The organism is Anaerovibrio sp., from assembly GCF_045637405.1.
Lineage (GTDB): Bacteria > Bacillota > Negativicutes > Selenomonadales > Selenomonadaceae > Anaerovibrio.
Genome location: NZ_JAZTZI010000001.1, coordinates 21318 through 37037, shown reverse-complemented (window position 1 = coordinate 37037; position 15720 = coordinate 21318). Strand labels below are relative to the sequence as shown.

At 46.7% G+C, this 15720-nt stretch carries 12 protein-coding genes; 6 read left to right on the top strand and 6 right to left on the bottom strand.

The window, feature by feature from the left end:
• Positions 1 to 55 precede the first annotated feature (55 nt).
• The 6 genes from cysK to ACKI5G_RS00145 form a co-directional block, all read right to left on the bottom strand.
• Complete coding sequence (gene cysK / locus ACKI5G_RS00170) at positions 56 to 985, bottom strand: cysteine synthase A (protein WP_407396487.1); 930 nt, start codon at positions 983 to 985, stop codon at positions 56 to 58.
• A 220-nt stretch (positions 986 to 1205) separates the two neighbouring features.
• The gene (dnaB, locus tag ACKI5G_RS00165) at positions 1206 to 2537 is read right to left on the bottom strand and encodes a replicative DNA helicase (RefSeq protein ID WP_276838241.1); all 1332 of its coding nucleotides are present in this window, start codon (positions 2535 to 2537) and stop codon (positions 1206 to 1208) included.
• A gap of 9 nt (positions 2538 to 2546) precedes the next feature.
• Entirely contained in the window at positions 2547 to 4538 is a 1992-nt protein-coding gene (lonC, locus tag ACKI5G_RS00160; RefSeq protein WP_407396485.1) for a Lon family ATP-dependent protease, read from the bottom strand.
• Between the two features lie 12 nt (positions 4539 to 4550).
• A complete protein-coding gene (gene rplI, locus ACKI5G_RS00155) occupies positions 4551 to 4997 on the bottom strand; it encodes a 50S ribosomal protein L9 (protein WP_407396483.1) in 447 nt (148 codons plus the stop codon).
• Positions 4969 to 6993: a DHH family phosphoesterase gene (locus ACKI5G_RS00150; RefSeq protein ID WP_407396481.1), complete on the bottom strand. Its 2025-nt coding sequence runs from the start codon at positions 6991 to 6993 to the stop codon at positions 4969 to 4971. The genes rplI and ACKI5G_RS00150 overlap by 29 nt, the downstream gene beginning before the upstream one ends.
• Before the next feature lie 24 nt (positions 6994 to 7017).
• Positions 7018 to 7974, bottom strand: a complete 957-nt coding sequence (locus ACKI5G_RS00145) for a YybS family protein (protein WP_407396479.1) — start codon at positions 7972 to 7974, stop codon at positions 7018 to 7020.
• A 257-nt stretch (positions 7975 to 8231) separates the two neighbouring features.
• Between ACKI5G_RS00145 and ACKI5G_RS00140 the strand changes: the two genes are divergently transcribed.
• From ACKI5G_RS00140 to ACKI5G_RS00115, 6 genes are all read left to right on the top strand, one after another.
• A complete protein-coding gene (locus ACKI5G_RS00140) occupies positions 8232 to 9743 on the top strand; it encodes a phosphomannomutase/phosphoglucomutase (RefSeq protein WP_407396477.1) in 1512 nt (503 codons plus the stop codon).
• 146 nt (positions 9744 to 9889) lie between these two features.
• Positions 9890 to 11182: an adenylosuccinate lyase gene (gene purB / locus ACKI5G_RS00135; protein WP_039206852.1), complete on the top strand. Its 1293-nt coding sequence runs from the start codon at positions 9890 to 9892 to the stop codon at positions 11180 to 11182.
• 109 nt (positions 11183 to 11291) lie between these two features.
• Entirely contained in the window at positions 11292 to 12581 is a 1290-nt protein-coding gene (locus tag ACKI5G_RS00130; RefSeq protein ID WP_407396474.1) for an adenylosuccinate synthase, read from the top strand.
• A 269-nt stretch (positions 12582 to 12850) separates the two neighbouring features.
• A complete protein-coding gene (locus ACKI5G_RS00125) occupies positions 12851 to 13579 on the top strand; it encodes an ABC transporter ATP-binding protein (RefSeq protein ID WP_407396472.1) in 729 nt (242 codons plus the stop codon).
• Between the two features lie 11 nt (positions 13580 to 13590).
• Positions 13591 to 14511 (top strand): SufB/SufD family protein, encoded by a 921-nt coding sequence (locus ACKI5G_RS00120; protein WP_407396470.1) that lies wholly within the window; start codon positions 13591 to 13593, stop codon positions 14509 to 14511.
• Between the two features lie 12 nt (positions 14512 to 14523).
• A complete protein-coding gene (locus ACKI5G_RS00115) occupies positions 14524 to 15711 on the top strand; it encodes a glucosaminidase domain-containing protein (RefSeq protein WP_407396468.1) in 1188 nt (395 codons plus the stop codon).
• Positions 15712 to 15720: the final 9 nt, after the last annotated feature.

The window sequence follows — 15720 nt, the reverse complement described above, 5'->3', positions numbered from 1 at the left end:
GTGTTGTTTTTATTGACACTTAACTGATTATCTATTAAATTCGTATTAGTCTGCTTTAAGAAAAAAGAGGGGTGGACAGATAACGGTCACCGGTATCCGGCAGGAGCACCACGATGTTCTTGCCCTTGTTCTCAGGCTTTTTGGCCTGCTGAACAGCTGCGGCCAGGGCTGCACCGGAGGAAATACCGATGAGAATACCCTCACTCTGGGAGAACTGACGGCCATACTTAAAGGCATCATCGTTTTCGATAGGGGAAATTTCATCGTAAATCTTGGTGTTCAGGGTATCTGGAACAAAGCCGGCACCAATTCCCTGGATCTTGTGAGGACCGGCAGTTCCCTTGCTGAGAACAGGGGAAGTGGCAGGCTCCACAGCGACTACCTTCACATCAGCCTTTTGGGACTTCAGATACTCACCTACACCAGTAAGAGTACCGCCAGTACCAACGCCGGCAATAAATATATCTACATTACCATCGGTATCATTCCAGATTTCTGGGCCGGTGGTCTTTTTATGTGCTTCAGGGTTGGCTTGGTTGGTGAACTGGGATGGGATAAAGGAATGTGGGGTATTCTTTGCCAGCTCCTCGGCTTTTTCAATAGCACCCTTCATACCCTTGGCACCATCTGTAAGGACAATCTCTGCACCGTAAGCCTTTAAGAGATTGCGACGCTCAACGCTCATGGTCTCCGGCATAGTGAGAATAGCCTTGTAGCCCCGGGCTGCAGCAAAGCTGGCCAAGCCGATACCAGTGTTGCCGCTGGTAGGCTCGATAATAACGGAATCAGGGGTGAGCTTTCCCTCTGCCTCGGCCTTTTCAATCATGGCCTTGGCAATGCGGTCCTTAACACTGCCCGCTGGATTGAAATACTCCAGCTTAACCAGAATATTAGCCTCAAGGCCATTGGCCTTGGCAAAATTGTTAGCCTTTAAAAGAGGGGTACCACCGATAAGTTCAGTAACACTGTTGTAGATTTTAGCCATAATAAACGCCTCCTGATGTATTATTTATTAGTTCGTTGGTGAAAACATATATGTTTAGTATGTTTGTATTTTAATACCTACCATTATGGTTGTCAATAGAATTTTTATTTTTTTTAAAAATTTTTTGGACACAAAAAAGCCCGACTATCCATGAAGAAAAAATGATATGGATAAATCAGGCTTTAAATGGGTGTTTTAGTTTGAATGATGACCTATGTTATTACTGCATCTTGGACAAATCGTTGAAACGGGTAAATTCCTTCTTGAAGAACATCTTCACCGTATCCACAGGACCATTACGATGCTTGGCCACAATAACCTCGGTAATATTTTTATTTACAGTTTCCGGATCATAGTAATCCTCGCGGTAGAGGAACATTACGATATCCGCATCCTGCTCCAGGGAACCGGATTCACGGAGGTCACTGAGCATAGGACGCTTTATCTGACGGCTTTCCACACTTCGGGACAGCTGGGAAAGGGCAATAACGGGAACATTCAGCTCACGGGCCACCGCCTTTAAGGAACGGGAAATTTCAGATATTTCCTGCTGACGGTTATCTGTGGCTCCCTTGCCGGTGCGCCCCTGCATCAGCTGGAGATAGTCGATGATAATGAGGTCCAGTCCCTTTTCCGCTTTAAGACGGCGGGCCTTGGATCGCAGCTCCATTACGGTGATACCAGCGGTGTCATCAATATATAGAGGAGCCTCTGCCACCTTGTTGGCCACGTTTACCAGCTTGCTCCAGTCAGTCTTGTCCAGCTCTCCTTTACGGAGCTTTTGGGAGTCAATACCACCTTCGGAACACAGCATACGCTGAACCAGCTGCTGCTTGGACATTTCCAGGGAGAAGAAGGCCACGTTCTTGTGTTCTTTCAGGGCCACGTGGGCACCTATATTAAGGGTAAAGGCGGTTTTACCCATACTTGGACGGGCAGCCACCAAAATAAGGTCAGAGGCCTGAAGGCCGGAGGTGAGCTTGTCCAAATCCGTAAAGCCACAGGGAATACCTGTAAGTCCACCCTTGCTTTCGTAGAGTACATTGATTTTGTCAAAGGTCTCCATAACGATATCCCGCATTGGGGTAAAGGCACTTACATTCTGGCGGTTGGCTACCTCCATAATCATCTTTTCCGACTTATCAATAACGTCGGCCACATCATCGGAGGACTCATAGGCCATGCCTGCAATGTCTGTGGCGGTATTTATGAGGTGCCTCAAATCCGACTTTTCGCGCACGATCTTGGCATGGTAGGTAACATTGGCTGCCGTTGGTACAGTATTGGCCAGGGCAGTAATAAAGGTAACCCCACCCACCTTTTCCATAAGATTCTCATTGTTGAGGTAATCGGAAACGGTGACGATGTCCGCCGGCTCGTTTTTATTAAAGAGAGTCAGCATGGCCTCATATACGATTTTGTGGGCATCACGATAGAAATCCTCAGGTCTTAAAATCTGGGAAACTTCGGCGATGGCCTCTTTTTTTATGAGCATGGCTCCCAAAACAGCCTGCTCAGCATCTATATTTTGAGGCGGAACTCTATCAATCATTGGCATTTGTTAATCCTCCGATTTTTCTGGCTCTGGGGCCAGCAGTAACTCAAATGCTTCCTTGGCAGTGGAAACGGGGTGAATATCCAGTCCCAGATGCTGCTTTGGAATATCCTTGCTGTTTTCCTTTGGAATAATCAGGGTCTTTATACCAGCCTGTTTGGCGCCATAGGCCTTTTCGAAGACACCTCCCACGGGGCGTACACGGCCCTGAAGGGAAATTTCTCCTGTCACCGCCACATCCTGACGGATAGGACGTTTGGTAATGGCAGATAAAATGGCAGTAAGAATGGCAGTTCCGGCACTTGGGCCATCAATATTGCCTCCGCCAATAACATTAATGTGAATGTCGTAATCGTGAATATCCTTCCCGGTAATCATGCGAACCACGGAGGCAGCGTTAAATACGGAATCCTTGGCCATACTGCCGGCTGTTTCATTAAAGCGGACAGTACCCTTGCCCTTTTCACGGGATTCAAAGGCAATGGCCTCAATTTCAATGACGGAGCCCAGAAAGCCTGCCACTCCCAAACCAAAAATATGGCCGATCTCCAGACGATCCGAGGCCTTTTTGGTTACGTAAGGGCTTAGACGGCTCACCTGGGCTACCTTGTAAATATCTGCCTTTTCAATGGAAACAGGGGTGTCAGCCTCCTGATCACCATTCCTTTGGGCATTGCGCTCCAGGGCCAGACTATAGGCATCTGCCAGAATATTGATGGCTTTACGGCCTTCGATGGTATATTCACTGATAAGCTCTGCCACCCCATTCCCTAAATCTGCGGAGAGCTTTTTGGCAGCATTTCTTACAATTTCCTGAATATTGGCAGGAGTCAGTGGCTCGAAGTAAATTTCCGCACATCTGGAGCGGAGAGCCGGATTTATGTGTGATGCTTCCCTGGTGGTGGCACCGATTAGCACGAAATCAGCCGGGGCCCCTTCTTCAAATAATTTTTTGATATAAGGGGGAATCTTCTCATCAGCCGGGTCATAATAGGCGGATTCAAAGAAGGCACGCTTATCCTCAAGGACCTTAAGGAGCTTGTTTTGGAGCATAACATCCATTTCGCCGATTTCGTCAATAAAGAGAATACCACCATGGGCATCGGTAACCAGCCCGGGCTTTGGCTCCGGAATACCAGTATCAGCCAAGTCCCTACGGGCACCTTGATAAATAGGGTCATGTACAGAGCCCAGCAATGGGTTGGTCATGTCCCTGGGATCCCAGCGTAAGGTTGTACCATCTGTTTCGATGAAAGGTGCATCATCTGCAAAGGGAGACAGCTTCCGTTTTTTGGCTTCCTCCAGCACCAGACGGGCAGCAGTAGTTTTGCCTACTCCCGGTGGTCCGTAAAGGATAAGATGCTGGGGATATGGGGAACTGAGCTTTGCCAGCAGGGAATCAACAGCCCTTTTTTGGCCTACGATTTCATCTGTGGAGGATGGGCGTAAAAGCTCCATAACAGACTGGGTCAGACTAACTTTCTCCAGCTCCTCCAAATGCTCACGCTTCTTTTGTTCCAGAGGAGATTCCCCATTCTTTTTCTCCTCTTTGAGAATCTGCATTTTTATATCCTTAACGTAATCCTGATGATTTTCCTCCAGGCGTTCTGCCACCTTTTTCTCCAAATCATCCTCCACTGAGCGGCGGGCCAGAATGTCGGAGAACTGCTCCGTAAGCTGCTCCAATATTTTCAGCAGCTCATCATCCTTTGGCACCTCTTTGATGGTGGGATTTTCGTTAATAATTCTCTGTAAAGCAAGTACACGCTCACCTCTTTTAGGTGAGCGCACGTACTGTAAAGCATCCATTTTGCCTGCCTTGATAACCAGCTTGTCGGAGCCGTAATAGTCCACCAGCAGGTTAAACAGGGCATCTATTTTTCTGTCCACCTCATCCCGGGGACCCATTTCAGCCTCCAGAGCTGCCTTGGCAGAATCCAGATTGGCATCCCGGTCCTGGGTTTTGAGATTTAATAATTTAGAAAAGAAATTTTTCATGAATAAAACCTATTAACCCTGTATTACTTCTACCTTAATGGTGGAGGTGATTTCCGGATGTACTTTAATGACTGCCTCGTAGGTGCCAACGCCGGAAATCTCAGTTTTCAGGGAAATTTTACGCTTATCAATATCAATGTTGTGCTTCTTCTTTAAAACGTCAGCAATATCCTTGCCACCAACGGAGCCAAAGAGACGGCCGTTTTCACCGATTTTCACGGGAATGGTAACGCTGACCTGGGAAAGCTGGGCAGCCATGAGCTTGGCCTCATCAGTGTCCTGGGCCTTCTTGCGGGCTGCAGAGCCGGCCTGGGCCTTGGCAACGTTTATATTATTGGAGGTTGCTTCCACTGCCACCTTCTTTGGCAACAGGAAATTGCGGCCATAGCCGTCGGAAACCTCTACGATATCACCTTTTTTACCTACGTTCTTAACGTCCTTCTGCAGTATTACTTTCATTGCTATCAAACTCCTCTATAAAGCTATTTGTATATTCCAATACTTGGTTATAAACATCATCCACAGTGCCGTCCTTCAGCTGGGTTCCAGCCACATTCTGATGGCCGCCGCCACCAAAGTTTTCCATAATCAGCTGAACATTTATGTCGCCTGCTGAACGGGCACTGACACCTACAGTATTCTGAGTCAGCTGGAATACCACAATGCTGACCCTGACCCCTTCGATTCTCAGCATGGAGTCCGCCACCTGGGCTGCCACCACCTGAATGTTAGGCATGGCCTCAGGACATTTTGTAATAATAAGGCCATTTGGCAGCATATTGGCTGTGGATTTGGCCTTGGCCTCTGCCACCTCCGTGGCAAAGTCAGTTCTAAAGAGCTGGCGGACGGCCACCAGATCAGCACCCCAACGGCGAAGATACGCTGCCGCCTCAAAGGTGCGCACACCCACCTGAACAGCAAAGTTCTTGGTATCCACCAAAATACCGCAGTACAAGGCAATGGCCTCTATGCGGCTGATTTTCAGTTCATCCCCGAAATACATAAGCAGCTCAGTAACCAGCTCACTGGTGGAGCTGGTGGCAGTTTCAGTGTAGGCGATTTTCGTATTCTTGATACATTTTTCACTGCGGCGATGATGGTCGATTACCACTACCTGCTCAATGCGCTCCAGCATTTCCGGGGCGGCAGTGAGATGCGGAATAAATGTATCCACCACAAAGAGTACAGGATTCTGGGCAGTAATGTTTACCACCTTTTCGTTAGGAATAAAGAGTCCTGCGTATTCCTCACGGGAGGAAAGCATATCAATAATCTTATCGATGCCCTCATTCATGTCGCTAAGGATAATATGAACCGGCTTCTCAAGGGTTTTGGCCATACGGGCCACGCCCATGGCGGCACCAAGAGCATCGAAGTCCTCATTGTGATGCCCCATGATAAATATTTCATCGGCAGTCTGCATGAGAGCTTTTATGTTGGAGGCCATAACTCTGGCCTTAACACGGTTCTGCTTTTCCAGTGCCTTGGTTTTTCCACCAAAGAAGCTGGTTTGGCCGTTCATCATAATAGCAGCCTGGTCACCGCCACGGCTAAGTGCCAAATCCAGCATTGCCTGGGCTTGCTGGCCCAACTCGATGTAGGTTTGACGGTCAGCCACGGAGATACCCATACTCAGGGTAATTGGCAGCTTGCTGGTGGTGTTAAAGAGATTGTGAATCTTGTCCAGAATGTCGAACTTCTCACCTATGGCCATATCCAGATTGCGACGCTCGATAACAGCAATATACATATCGTTGCTGATATGACGTGTATAGCCCTCAAGGTGTGTGGTCCATTCATCAATCATCTTGTTGGCCTCAAATATGAGGCTGTTTTTCTCCGCATCATTTAGGCCCTTCAGTACGTCATTGTAGTTATCAATCTGGATATACATCAGGACAGAGCGGCTGTTGGCGTGAATTCGCTTCAGCAGCTGATAAGGAGTGTCATCAATAACATAAAGGGCCATAAGACCACAGGAGTCATCCTTGGTGGCAATAGGCACATGTTTTACCTTGTAATGAACATTTTCATGGATAAATACAGTTTCACCATTTTTGCCCCAGATAGCATTTAGATCAAGCTCCGGCCAAAAGGCAGCCTCGCCCTTGTTAATTGACATGCCGTATTCAGGAATAACCCTGATGTGCTTTTCCAGTTCTTTGTTAAACCACTGGAGGCGGCCACTTTTATCTGTGATGACAATCATCTGTGGCAGATTATCCAGAGCATAATTGGAAGCATCATTAACATTGCTGATTACAGTATGGCAATAATGGGCGAATTCCTCACTTCGATAACGACACCGTTCATAGCCGAAGAATAAGGTGGCGCACCATACCATCAGTGATGCTGCACCGATATACCAGTTGTATAAAAACAGTACAACCACCAGCAAAAGGGCGGCCAGATGTATTATGGCAATATCAATCCAGGCATTTAGATTTCTTGGCATTTTTATTAACCTCTGTTTCCAATATTAATTACGTCTTGCAGAAAAACGCTTGCGATAATCAAAAATCATATCAAACAGGCCTACAAATGCTAACAGCTGAGCCAACAGACCGTTAATGAATATGAAGCCAATGATAATCCAGAACATCCATCTGGAAATTTTGTTCCTTAATAAATTGCTAAGTATGGCCACCCCCTGAACAAAACCGGTGCAGGTGGTGAGGAAAAAAGCATTGTAGGAAATCTGGGTCAATAATGAGATACTACGGGATTCCCCCCAGTAAATTCCCACAAGAGAAAAACCAAATAGATAGAATAGGGCTACAGGCAAACGCCAATGGTCAAGAGGTGGCAGCCCGGGAAGATTATAGCCTAAACGGGTCAGCACCTTACGCCCCATAACATAGTTAATGAGGGTGGTAATAAGGCCGGAACAGATCACTATCAGCGGCATAAGCATCCCCACCAGCTTAAAGGCCTGGCCAAAGTTATCTTTCATCTCGTCAACTTTATCGGCCGGTATACCCATGGCTTCATAAGCTGCAATAGAAGAATTGAAGGTGTCCTCCATCATCTCCAGCTCCATGTTGAAGGGGTTAATACCAGTAACGGCCAAAAACAGGCCCAATGCCAAAACCATGGAAATTACAGCCGTTACCAGGGATATGAGCAAGTTCTGACCGGCGGGCAGAGCCCTTCTGAAGCCATATCCAAGGGCAATAGCCGGTGGGGCAAAGCCCAATACCAGTCTGATAGCCGACATGGGTTCAATAAGTATGGTCATGATAATTCCGGCGGCCAATATACTCAGCAGGGCCCACTTTAGACCGTGCCGTACCTCCAGAATCAGAATAGGCAAAGGCCAAATTAATATAGCAACTTCACCCAGCAGGGGGATATAGACTCCCACCAAGGCTACTATAACAGTTATAGCCACCAACAGGCTGCTCTCTGTCATAGATTTTATTTTTACATCTGCCATGCTTTAAATCTCCTTAAATAGTAACGCGAGACAGAGATTACCCCGCATTAATTCATCATTATATCATTTTATAAAAAAACATGCCACCTATGGTATGTTTGTGGTACTAAGTCAACAATTGCGTTATAACTCGGTGAAAATTGTTCTCACCGGGTTGAAACGCTAATAGGAGTTTTTTTCTTTTATTTAAAAGGAAAAATTTGAATAATTGCGTTATAATAGTAATCGTAGAAAAAAATACCCTGGAGGTGTTCGATATGGATGAAAAAAAGTTGTTAAAGCTGCAAAACGGCAGCGATATACGCGGTGTTGCCATGGAAGGTGTTGAGGGGGAGGATGTTACCCTTACCCATGATGTTGCCAATGTTATTGGTGCTGCCTTTGTAAATTTTTTGGTCGATAAAACCGGCAAACCGGCGTCGAAGCTAAAGATTTCCGTGGGTCATGACTCCCGTCTCAGTGCGGTAAGCCTGAAGGAGGCGGCCATTGAGGGTGCCATGAATTTAGGGGCCAGAGTGTTTGACTGCGGTCTTTCTTCTACTCCGGCTATGTATATGTCCACGGTTTTTGAGGATACCATGATGGATGGAGCCATTATGATTACCGCCAGTCACCTTCCATATAATCGTAATGGATTAAAGTTCTTTACAGCAGAGGGTGGCCTGGAGAAGGCTGATATTAAGGCAATACTGAAGGCAGCAGCTCAGCTGGAGCCAGTCCGCTATGATATTAGCGATGTGGAAAGCTTGGAGCTTATTGATCTTTACTCTGAATATTTGTGCGAAAAAATCAGAGTGGGGGCTAATCTGGAGGAGAACTACATGCAGCCTCTCTCCGGCATGAAAATAGTGGTGGACGCCGGTAATGGTGCCGGTGGCTTCTTTGCTAATAAGGTATTAAAGCCGTTAGGGGCTGATACAACTGGCAGTAAGTACCTGGATCCTGATGGCCGGTTCCCGAACCATGTGCCAAACCCGGAGAACAAGGAGGCTATGGCTTCCATTAAAAAGATTGTCAATGATACCCATGCTGATTTGGGGTTGATTTTTGATACTGACGTGGACCGTATGGGGGCAGTGCTTCCAGATGGGAAGGTTATCAGCCGCAATGCCCTTATAGCCATAATGGCGGCTATTCTGGCTCCGGATTATCCGGGCAGCACCATTGTTACAGACTCCGTAACCTCCGATGAGCTTACGGAATTTTTGGAGGGAACTCTCCATCTGAAGCACCACCGCTTTAAGAGGGGCTACAAGAATGTCATCAATGAATGTATCCGCCTTAATGAGGAGGGTATTGTTTCCCCGTTGGCAATTGAGACCTCCGGCCATGGTGCCCTGCAGGAAAACTACTATTTGGATGATGGAGCATATCTGGCTGTTAAGCTGATTATTGCGGCGGCCAAGGCTCGCCGTGAGGATAAGCAGCTTACCAGTTTAATCGAGGAATTGGGTTATCCGGCAGATGCCAGGGAGTATCGCCTGTATATTCGTGGATTGGAGGATTATAAGACATACGGCAGAGGGGTGCTGGAGGAATTCAAGGAATTGGCTCAGGCCCGCGGTATTCAGGTAGCTTCTCCATCCTATGAGGGCGTTCGTCTGGTATTCCCTAATGAAGGCTGGATTCTTCTCCGCCTGTCCCTCCATGATCCAAATATGCCAATGAATATTGAGGGCAAGCATGATGGTGATTGTGAGAAGCTGGTTAATATAGCCCGGGAGCTTGTATCCGGCTTTGTTAATCTTGATGACAGCGTGATGTATTAAGGCCTTGTATACATGGCTCAGCGGTTGACAGTGTCTCCAGGCTAATGCTATGATGTATACGGATAACAATGGGGTGGACGATGTTCTCCCCGCCTGGGTTACCCAGGCAATAGAAGCTGTTTTCTTTTTAAGGAGGAATTGCATCAATGATCGAACGGTATACCAACCCTGAAATGGGTAATATCTGGACTCTGCAGCATGAGTTTGAGGTTATGCTGGATGTGGAAATCGCCGCTTGCGAAGCAATGGCTGAGCTGGGAGAGATTCCAAAGGAGGCTGCCAGGAACATTCGTGAAAAGGCCCATTTCGAGCTGGATCGAGTAAAGGAAATTGAGAAGGAAACCAACCATGATATTATTGCTTTCCTGACCAATGTGGCTGAGTATGTAGGCGATGATTCCAAGTATATTCACAAGGGATTGACTTCCAGTGACGTTAAGGATACTGCCCTTGGCATTATGATGAAGAAATCTGCCGAGCTGATTATTGATGATTTGAAAAAATTCCGTGAGGTACTGAAGCGCCGCGCAGCTGAGTTCAAGCACACAGTTTGCATCGGCCGTACCCATGGTATCCATGCAGAGCCAATGACATTCGGCTTGAAGCTGGCTCTTTGGATGAATGAGATTGACCGTGATATCGAGCGCGTGGAGCATGCCAAGAAGATTGTTTCCGTTGGTAAGCTCTCCGGTGCCGTTGGTACTTATTCCAACATCAATCCAAAGATTGAAGAGCTGGTTTGCCAGAAGCTGGGTATTACTCCTGCTCCTCTGGCTACTCAGGTTATTCAGCGTGACCGTCATGCCGAGTACATGACTACTCTCGCTATCGTAGCAAGCTCCTTTGAAAAGTTTGCTACCGAGATTCGTAACCTCCAGCGTACCGATATTCGTGAGGCTGAGGAATATTTCAGCCCAGGTCAGAAGGGTTCTTCTGCTATGCCTCATAAGCGTAATCCTATTACCTGTGAGCGTATTGCCGGCATGGCCCGTCTGGTTCGCGGTAATGCTCTGGCATCCATGGAAAATATTGCTCTCTGGCATGAGAGAGATATTTCCCACTCCTCCGTAGAACGTGTTATCCTGCCAGATTCTACTATTAATGTAGATTACTGCATAAAGAAGTTTACCAACATCATTGATAAGCTGCTGGTATATCCAGATGCTATGATGGAAAACTTGAATAAGACCGGCGGTCTGATTTTCTCCCAGCGCATTCTTATTGCCCTGGTATCCAAGGGCGTTCTTCGTGAGGACGCTTACAAGTGGGTTCAGCGTAATGCCATGAAGAGATGGCTGGAGAAGGAAGACTTTAAGACCAATATCAGCAAGGATGAGGATGTAGTTAAGTATCTTTCTCAGGATGAGATTGATGAGTGCTTCAAGGTTGATTATTTCCTCCGTCACGTTGACATGATTATGGCTCGCTTCGGACTGTAATAAATTGATTTTTGGAATTTGTTAATAAAGGGGGCCGCCAAGCGGTCCCCTATACTTTTTTAAATGTATCGGGATGTTCCGGATACTGTTTTTGAGGGGAGAGACCATTATGGCTTCAGTAGTAATCCTTGGAACCCAGTGGGGTGACGAAGGCAAGGGAAAAATCGTTGATTATTTGGCACAGCAGGCAGAGGTGGTTGTCCGTTCCCAGGGCGGCAGCAATGCAGGTCACACTGTGGCTGTTGATGGTGTAGAATACAAGCTCCGCCTTATGCCATCAGGTATTTTGTTTAAGGGTACCTTAAATGTGGTGGGTAACGGCGTTGCCTTTAATCCAAAGGTTATGCTTCAGGAAATGGATGGCATGATTGAAAAGGGCATCGATGTTAGTGGCATCCGTATCAGTAACCGTGCCCATGTGGTAATGCCATATCACTGTGAGATGGACGGCTATCTGGAGGAGATGAAGGGGGCCAACAAGGTTGGTACCACCAAGAACGGCATTGGGCCATGCTATGTTGACCGTGACGACCGCATTGGTATCCGCGTATGCGACTTCATCGATAAGGAAGAGTTCAGAAAGCGTCTTAAGGAGAATCTTGAAATCAAGAATAAGCAGGTTGTGGGCATGTATGGCAAGGAGCCATTTGACTACGAGGCTATTCTTAAGGAATACGAGGGCTATGCTGACCGACTTCGTCCTTATGTATGTGATACTATTGCACTCCTTCACGATGCAATCAGGGCTGGCAAGAAGATTCTCTTCGAGGGTGCCCAGGCTACCATGCTGGATATTGATTATGGTACTTACCCTTATGTAACATCTTCTCACCCTGTATCCGGTGGTGTCTGTGTTGGTGCCGGTGTGGCTCCACGGGACATTGACAAGGTTGTGGGTGTAGTAAAGGCTTATTGTACCCGCGTTGGAGAGGGCCCATTCCCTACAGAGCAGCTTAATGAGATCGGCGACAAGATTCGTGACGCTGGTCATGAATATGGTACTGTTACCGGCCGTCCACGTCGTACAGGCTGGCTTGATGCCTGCGTAGTCCGCTATGCTGGTATGCTTTCCGGAATTGATTATATGGCCATTACCCGCCTGGATATTTTGGATATTATGCCGGAAATCAAGATGTGCGTGGGCTATAAGTACAAGGGCGAGCTTCTTAACGAGATTCCGGCCTCCCTTAAGGTTTTGGCTGAGGTAGAGCCAGTTTATGAAACCTTCGAGGGCTGGCAGACTGATATCAGCGGTATCAGAAAATATGAGGATCTTCCGGAAAAGGCCCGTATTTATCTGGAGCGTATGGCTGAGGTAACCGGTATTAAGCTGGGCATCGTATCCGTTGGTCCTAATCGTGATCAGACCATCATCATCGCTGATGATTTATTTAAATAAGACAAAAATACAGTAGGAAGAGGTCCACATGAGGACATATTTTGCCTTGGTACTTAGTGAATTCTAACCAAAGGTCTAGAATGAACTTAGTACCACTAGGCAAACTAGAGAGCGCGAGCGTTCCGATTGTGGACCTCTTCCTACGTTTTTCTAATGTATACACATAGGAGCTGGACTGGAAATGCAGTCCAGTTTTTTTTATGTTATAATGAAAAGTGTATTGTTTTTAATTATGGTCATTGATCATAATTTATTTTGAGGAGAAAGCTATGCTTGAATTAAAGGATTTGACCTATCAGGTTGAAGAAAATAATGAGATTAAGACAATTATTGACCATCTTGACCTCACCATAGAGGATGGCAAATTTGTGGTGATTACCGGACCGAACGGTGGCGGTAAATCCACTCTGGCCAAGCTGATTATGGGAGTTAAGGAGCTTACCTCCGGCCAGATGATTTTTGACGGGGAGGATATTACTGAGTGCTCCATTACTGACAGGGCCCGTAAGGGAATTAGCTTTGCCTTTCAGCAGCCGGTTCACTTTAAGGGCATTAAGGTCCTTGATTTGCTTCGTCTGGCCACCGGTAAAAATATTTCTGTAAATACGGCCTGTGAATACCTTTCCAAGGTGGGACTCTGCGCCAAGGAATACATAGATCGTGAGGTTAATTCCTCCCTTTCCGGCGGCGAGCTGAAGCGTATTGAAATCGCTACTGTTTTGGCCCGTGGCACCAAGTTTTCCATTTTTGATGAACCGGAGGCAGGAATTGATATTTGGAGCTTCCAGAACCTTATTCAGGTTTTTGAAAACATCAGAAAGACTGTCAAGGGTACTGTGCTTATTATTTCCCATCAGGAGAGAATCCTTAACATTGCTGATGAAATCATTGTTATTGAGGACGGCAGGGTGAAGAAGCACGGTCCTAAGGATGAGGTGCTGCCAGAGCTTTTGGGCACTGCAGATGCGGTTAACATGGCCTGCAGCAAGATGAGTTAAGGGGGCATTTGATGTTAGATAATATTCAGAAGCAGCTGCTGAAGGAAGTGGCTGACCTTTATAAGATGCCAAAGGGGGCTTACAATATCCGTGCCAACGGTGAGAAGGCAGCCCGTAATACTACGGAAAATATTGATATTGTTACCAAGGAGGACAAGCCTGGTATTGATATTATCATCAAGGATGGTACAAAAAACGAAAGCGTTCACATTCCTGTTGTTCTCAGTGAAAGCGGCCTCAAGGAAACGGTATATAATGATTTTTATATTGGTGAGGACTGCGATGTGGTTATCGTTGCCGGCTGTGGTATCAGCAACTGCGGCAGCCATGATTCGGAGCATGATGGTGTTCACCGCTTCTTTGTGGGCAAAAACTCCAAAATCCGTTATGTGGAAAAGCATTATGGTGAAGGGGATGGCAGCGGCAAGCGCATTTTAAATCCTGTTACTGAGGTTTATCAGAAGGAAAACAGCTATGTGGATATGGAAATGGTGCAGATTAAGGGCGTTGACAGCACCCATAGGGTGACTAAGGCGGAGCTGGCTGAAGGGGCTACCATGATTGTCCACGAGCGCCTTATGACCCATGGGGATCAGAAGGCCACCAGCGTTTATGAGGTGGAGCTTAACGGGGAAGGCTCCAGCACTGATGTTATTTCCCGTTCCGTGGCCAAGGATAATTCTGAGCAAATATTCGAGGCGGCAATTATCGGTAACACCGTATGCAACGGTCATGCGGAATGTGATGCCATTATTATGGACAATGCCCATGTGGTGGCAGTACCAAAGCTGGATGCCAGAAATGTGGATGCTGCCCTTATTCATGAGGCAGCCATCGGCAAAATTGCCGGTGAACAGCTTATTAAGCTCATGTCCTTGGGACTTACCGAGGCAGAGGCCGAGGAGCAAATTATCGGAGGTTTCCTTAGATAAGGGAGGCAGGGTATGAAATACGCTAAAAATTTTGCAAAGCTGTTTGTTATAGCCATGGCGGCTGTAAGTGTGCTGGTAGGTTGCGTTCAAGCGGTTCAGGCCAAGGAAATTAAACATCGTCTGATTCACTATAAGCCAGTTATAAAATGGGAGAAAATGATCTCCAAGGACGATATGGTGAGTATCATGGGACCTGCTACCATAAGCCAGGAGCAAATGGTACGGTTTATTCTGTCCCGCAATCCTAATCCGAAGCTGAATTGTTCCGTAGAGGAGCTGGTGGCGGCTTATTATCAGGAGGCTGGTGATGAGGGAATCCGGCCTGACGTGGCCCTTTGCCAGGCCTTAAAGGAAACAGGCTTTTTCAATTATGGCAATGATGTAAAGCCTATGCAAAATAATTATTGTGGTCTGGGGGCTACAGGGAATAAGGTTCCCGGCTATACCTTCTATACCCCCCGTCGTGGTGTAAGGGCACACATACAGCATCTTGTGGCTTATGCCACCACCCGGCTGCCAAGGAAAATGCTGGTAGATCCGCGATTCACTATTTTGGTGGAGAAATATCCTCAATATCAGGGCTCGGCCCAATATTGGCCAGATTTAAACGGTCGCTGGGCGGTACCGGGTACTACCTATGGTCAGGAAATCCTGAAATTATGGCGGGAAGCCCGTAATTTTAAAGGAGGGGCTACGGAATTAGAAAATGCGTTGGCCCTGGCAGCTGCCGATTCAAATAATATTGATGGCTGGAATAAGGCATATTCTTTGGCGTTAGCTGATGGAAATTATCCAGAAGCCGTAGGAAGTATGGATAAGGTACTCCAGATAAACGATAAAAATGTGGACGCCTATATAAAGCGGGGAGATGTTTTTAGAGAATGGGGCTATAACGAAAAGGCCCTGGAGGATTATAATAAGGCCATGTCCCTGGATGAATACAATTATGCTGCCCTGTCTGGCCGGGCTTACCTCTACGCAGTTATGCAGAAAAACAAAAAGGCTATTAAGGATTATGATAAGATGCTGAATATGTATCCTAACGATACTATTGCACTGTATAATCATGGTTGCCTTATGGCTGATGAGCGTAAATATCATGAAGCAGTGGATGATTTAGAAATGCTTCTCACTCTGGAGCCTGATAATGAATACGCCAAGCAGGCCTATGATGATTTGATGAATTACCTAAATAAATAAATTTTTTAT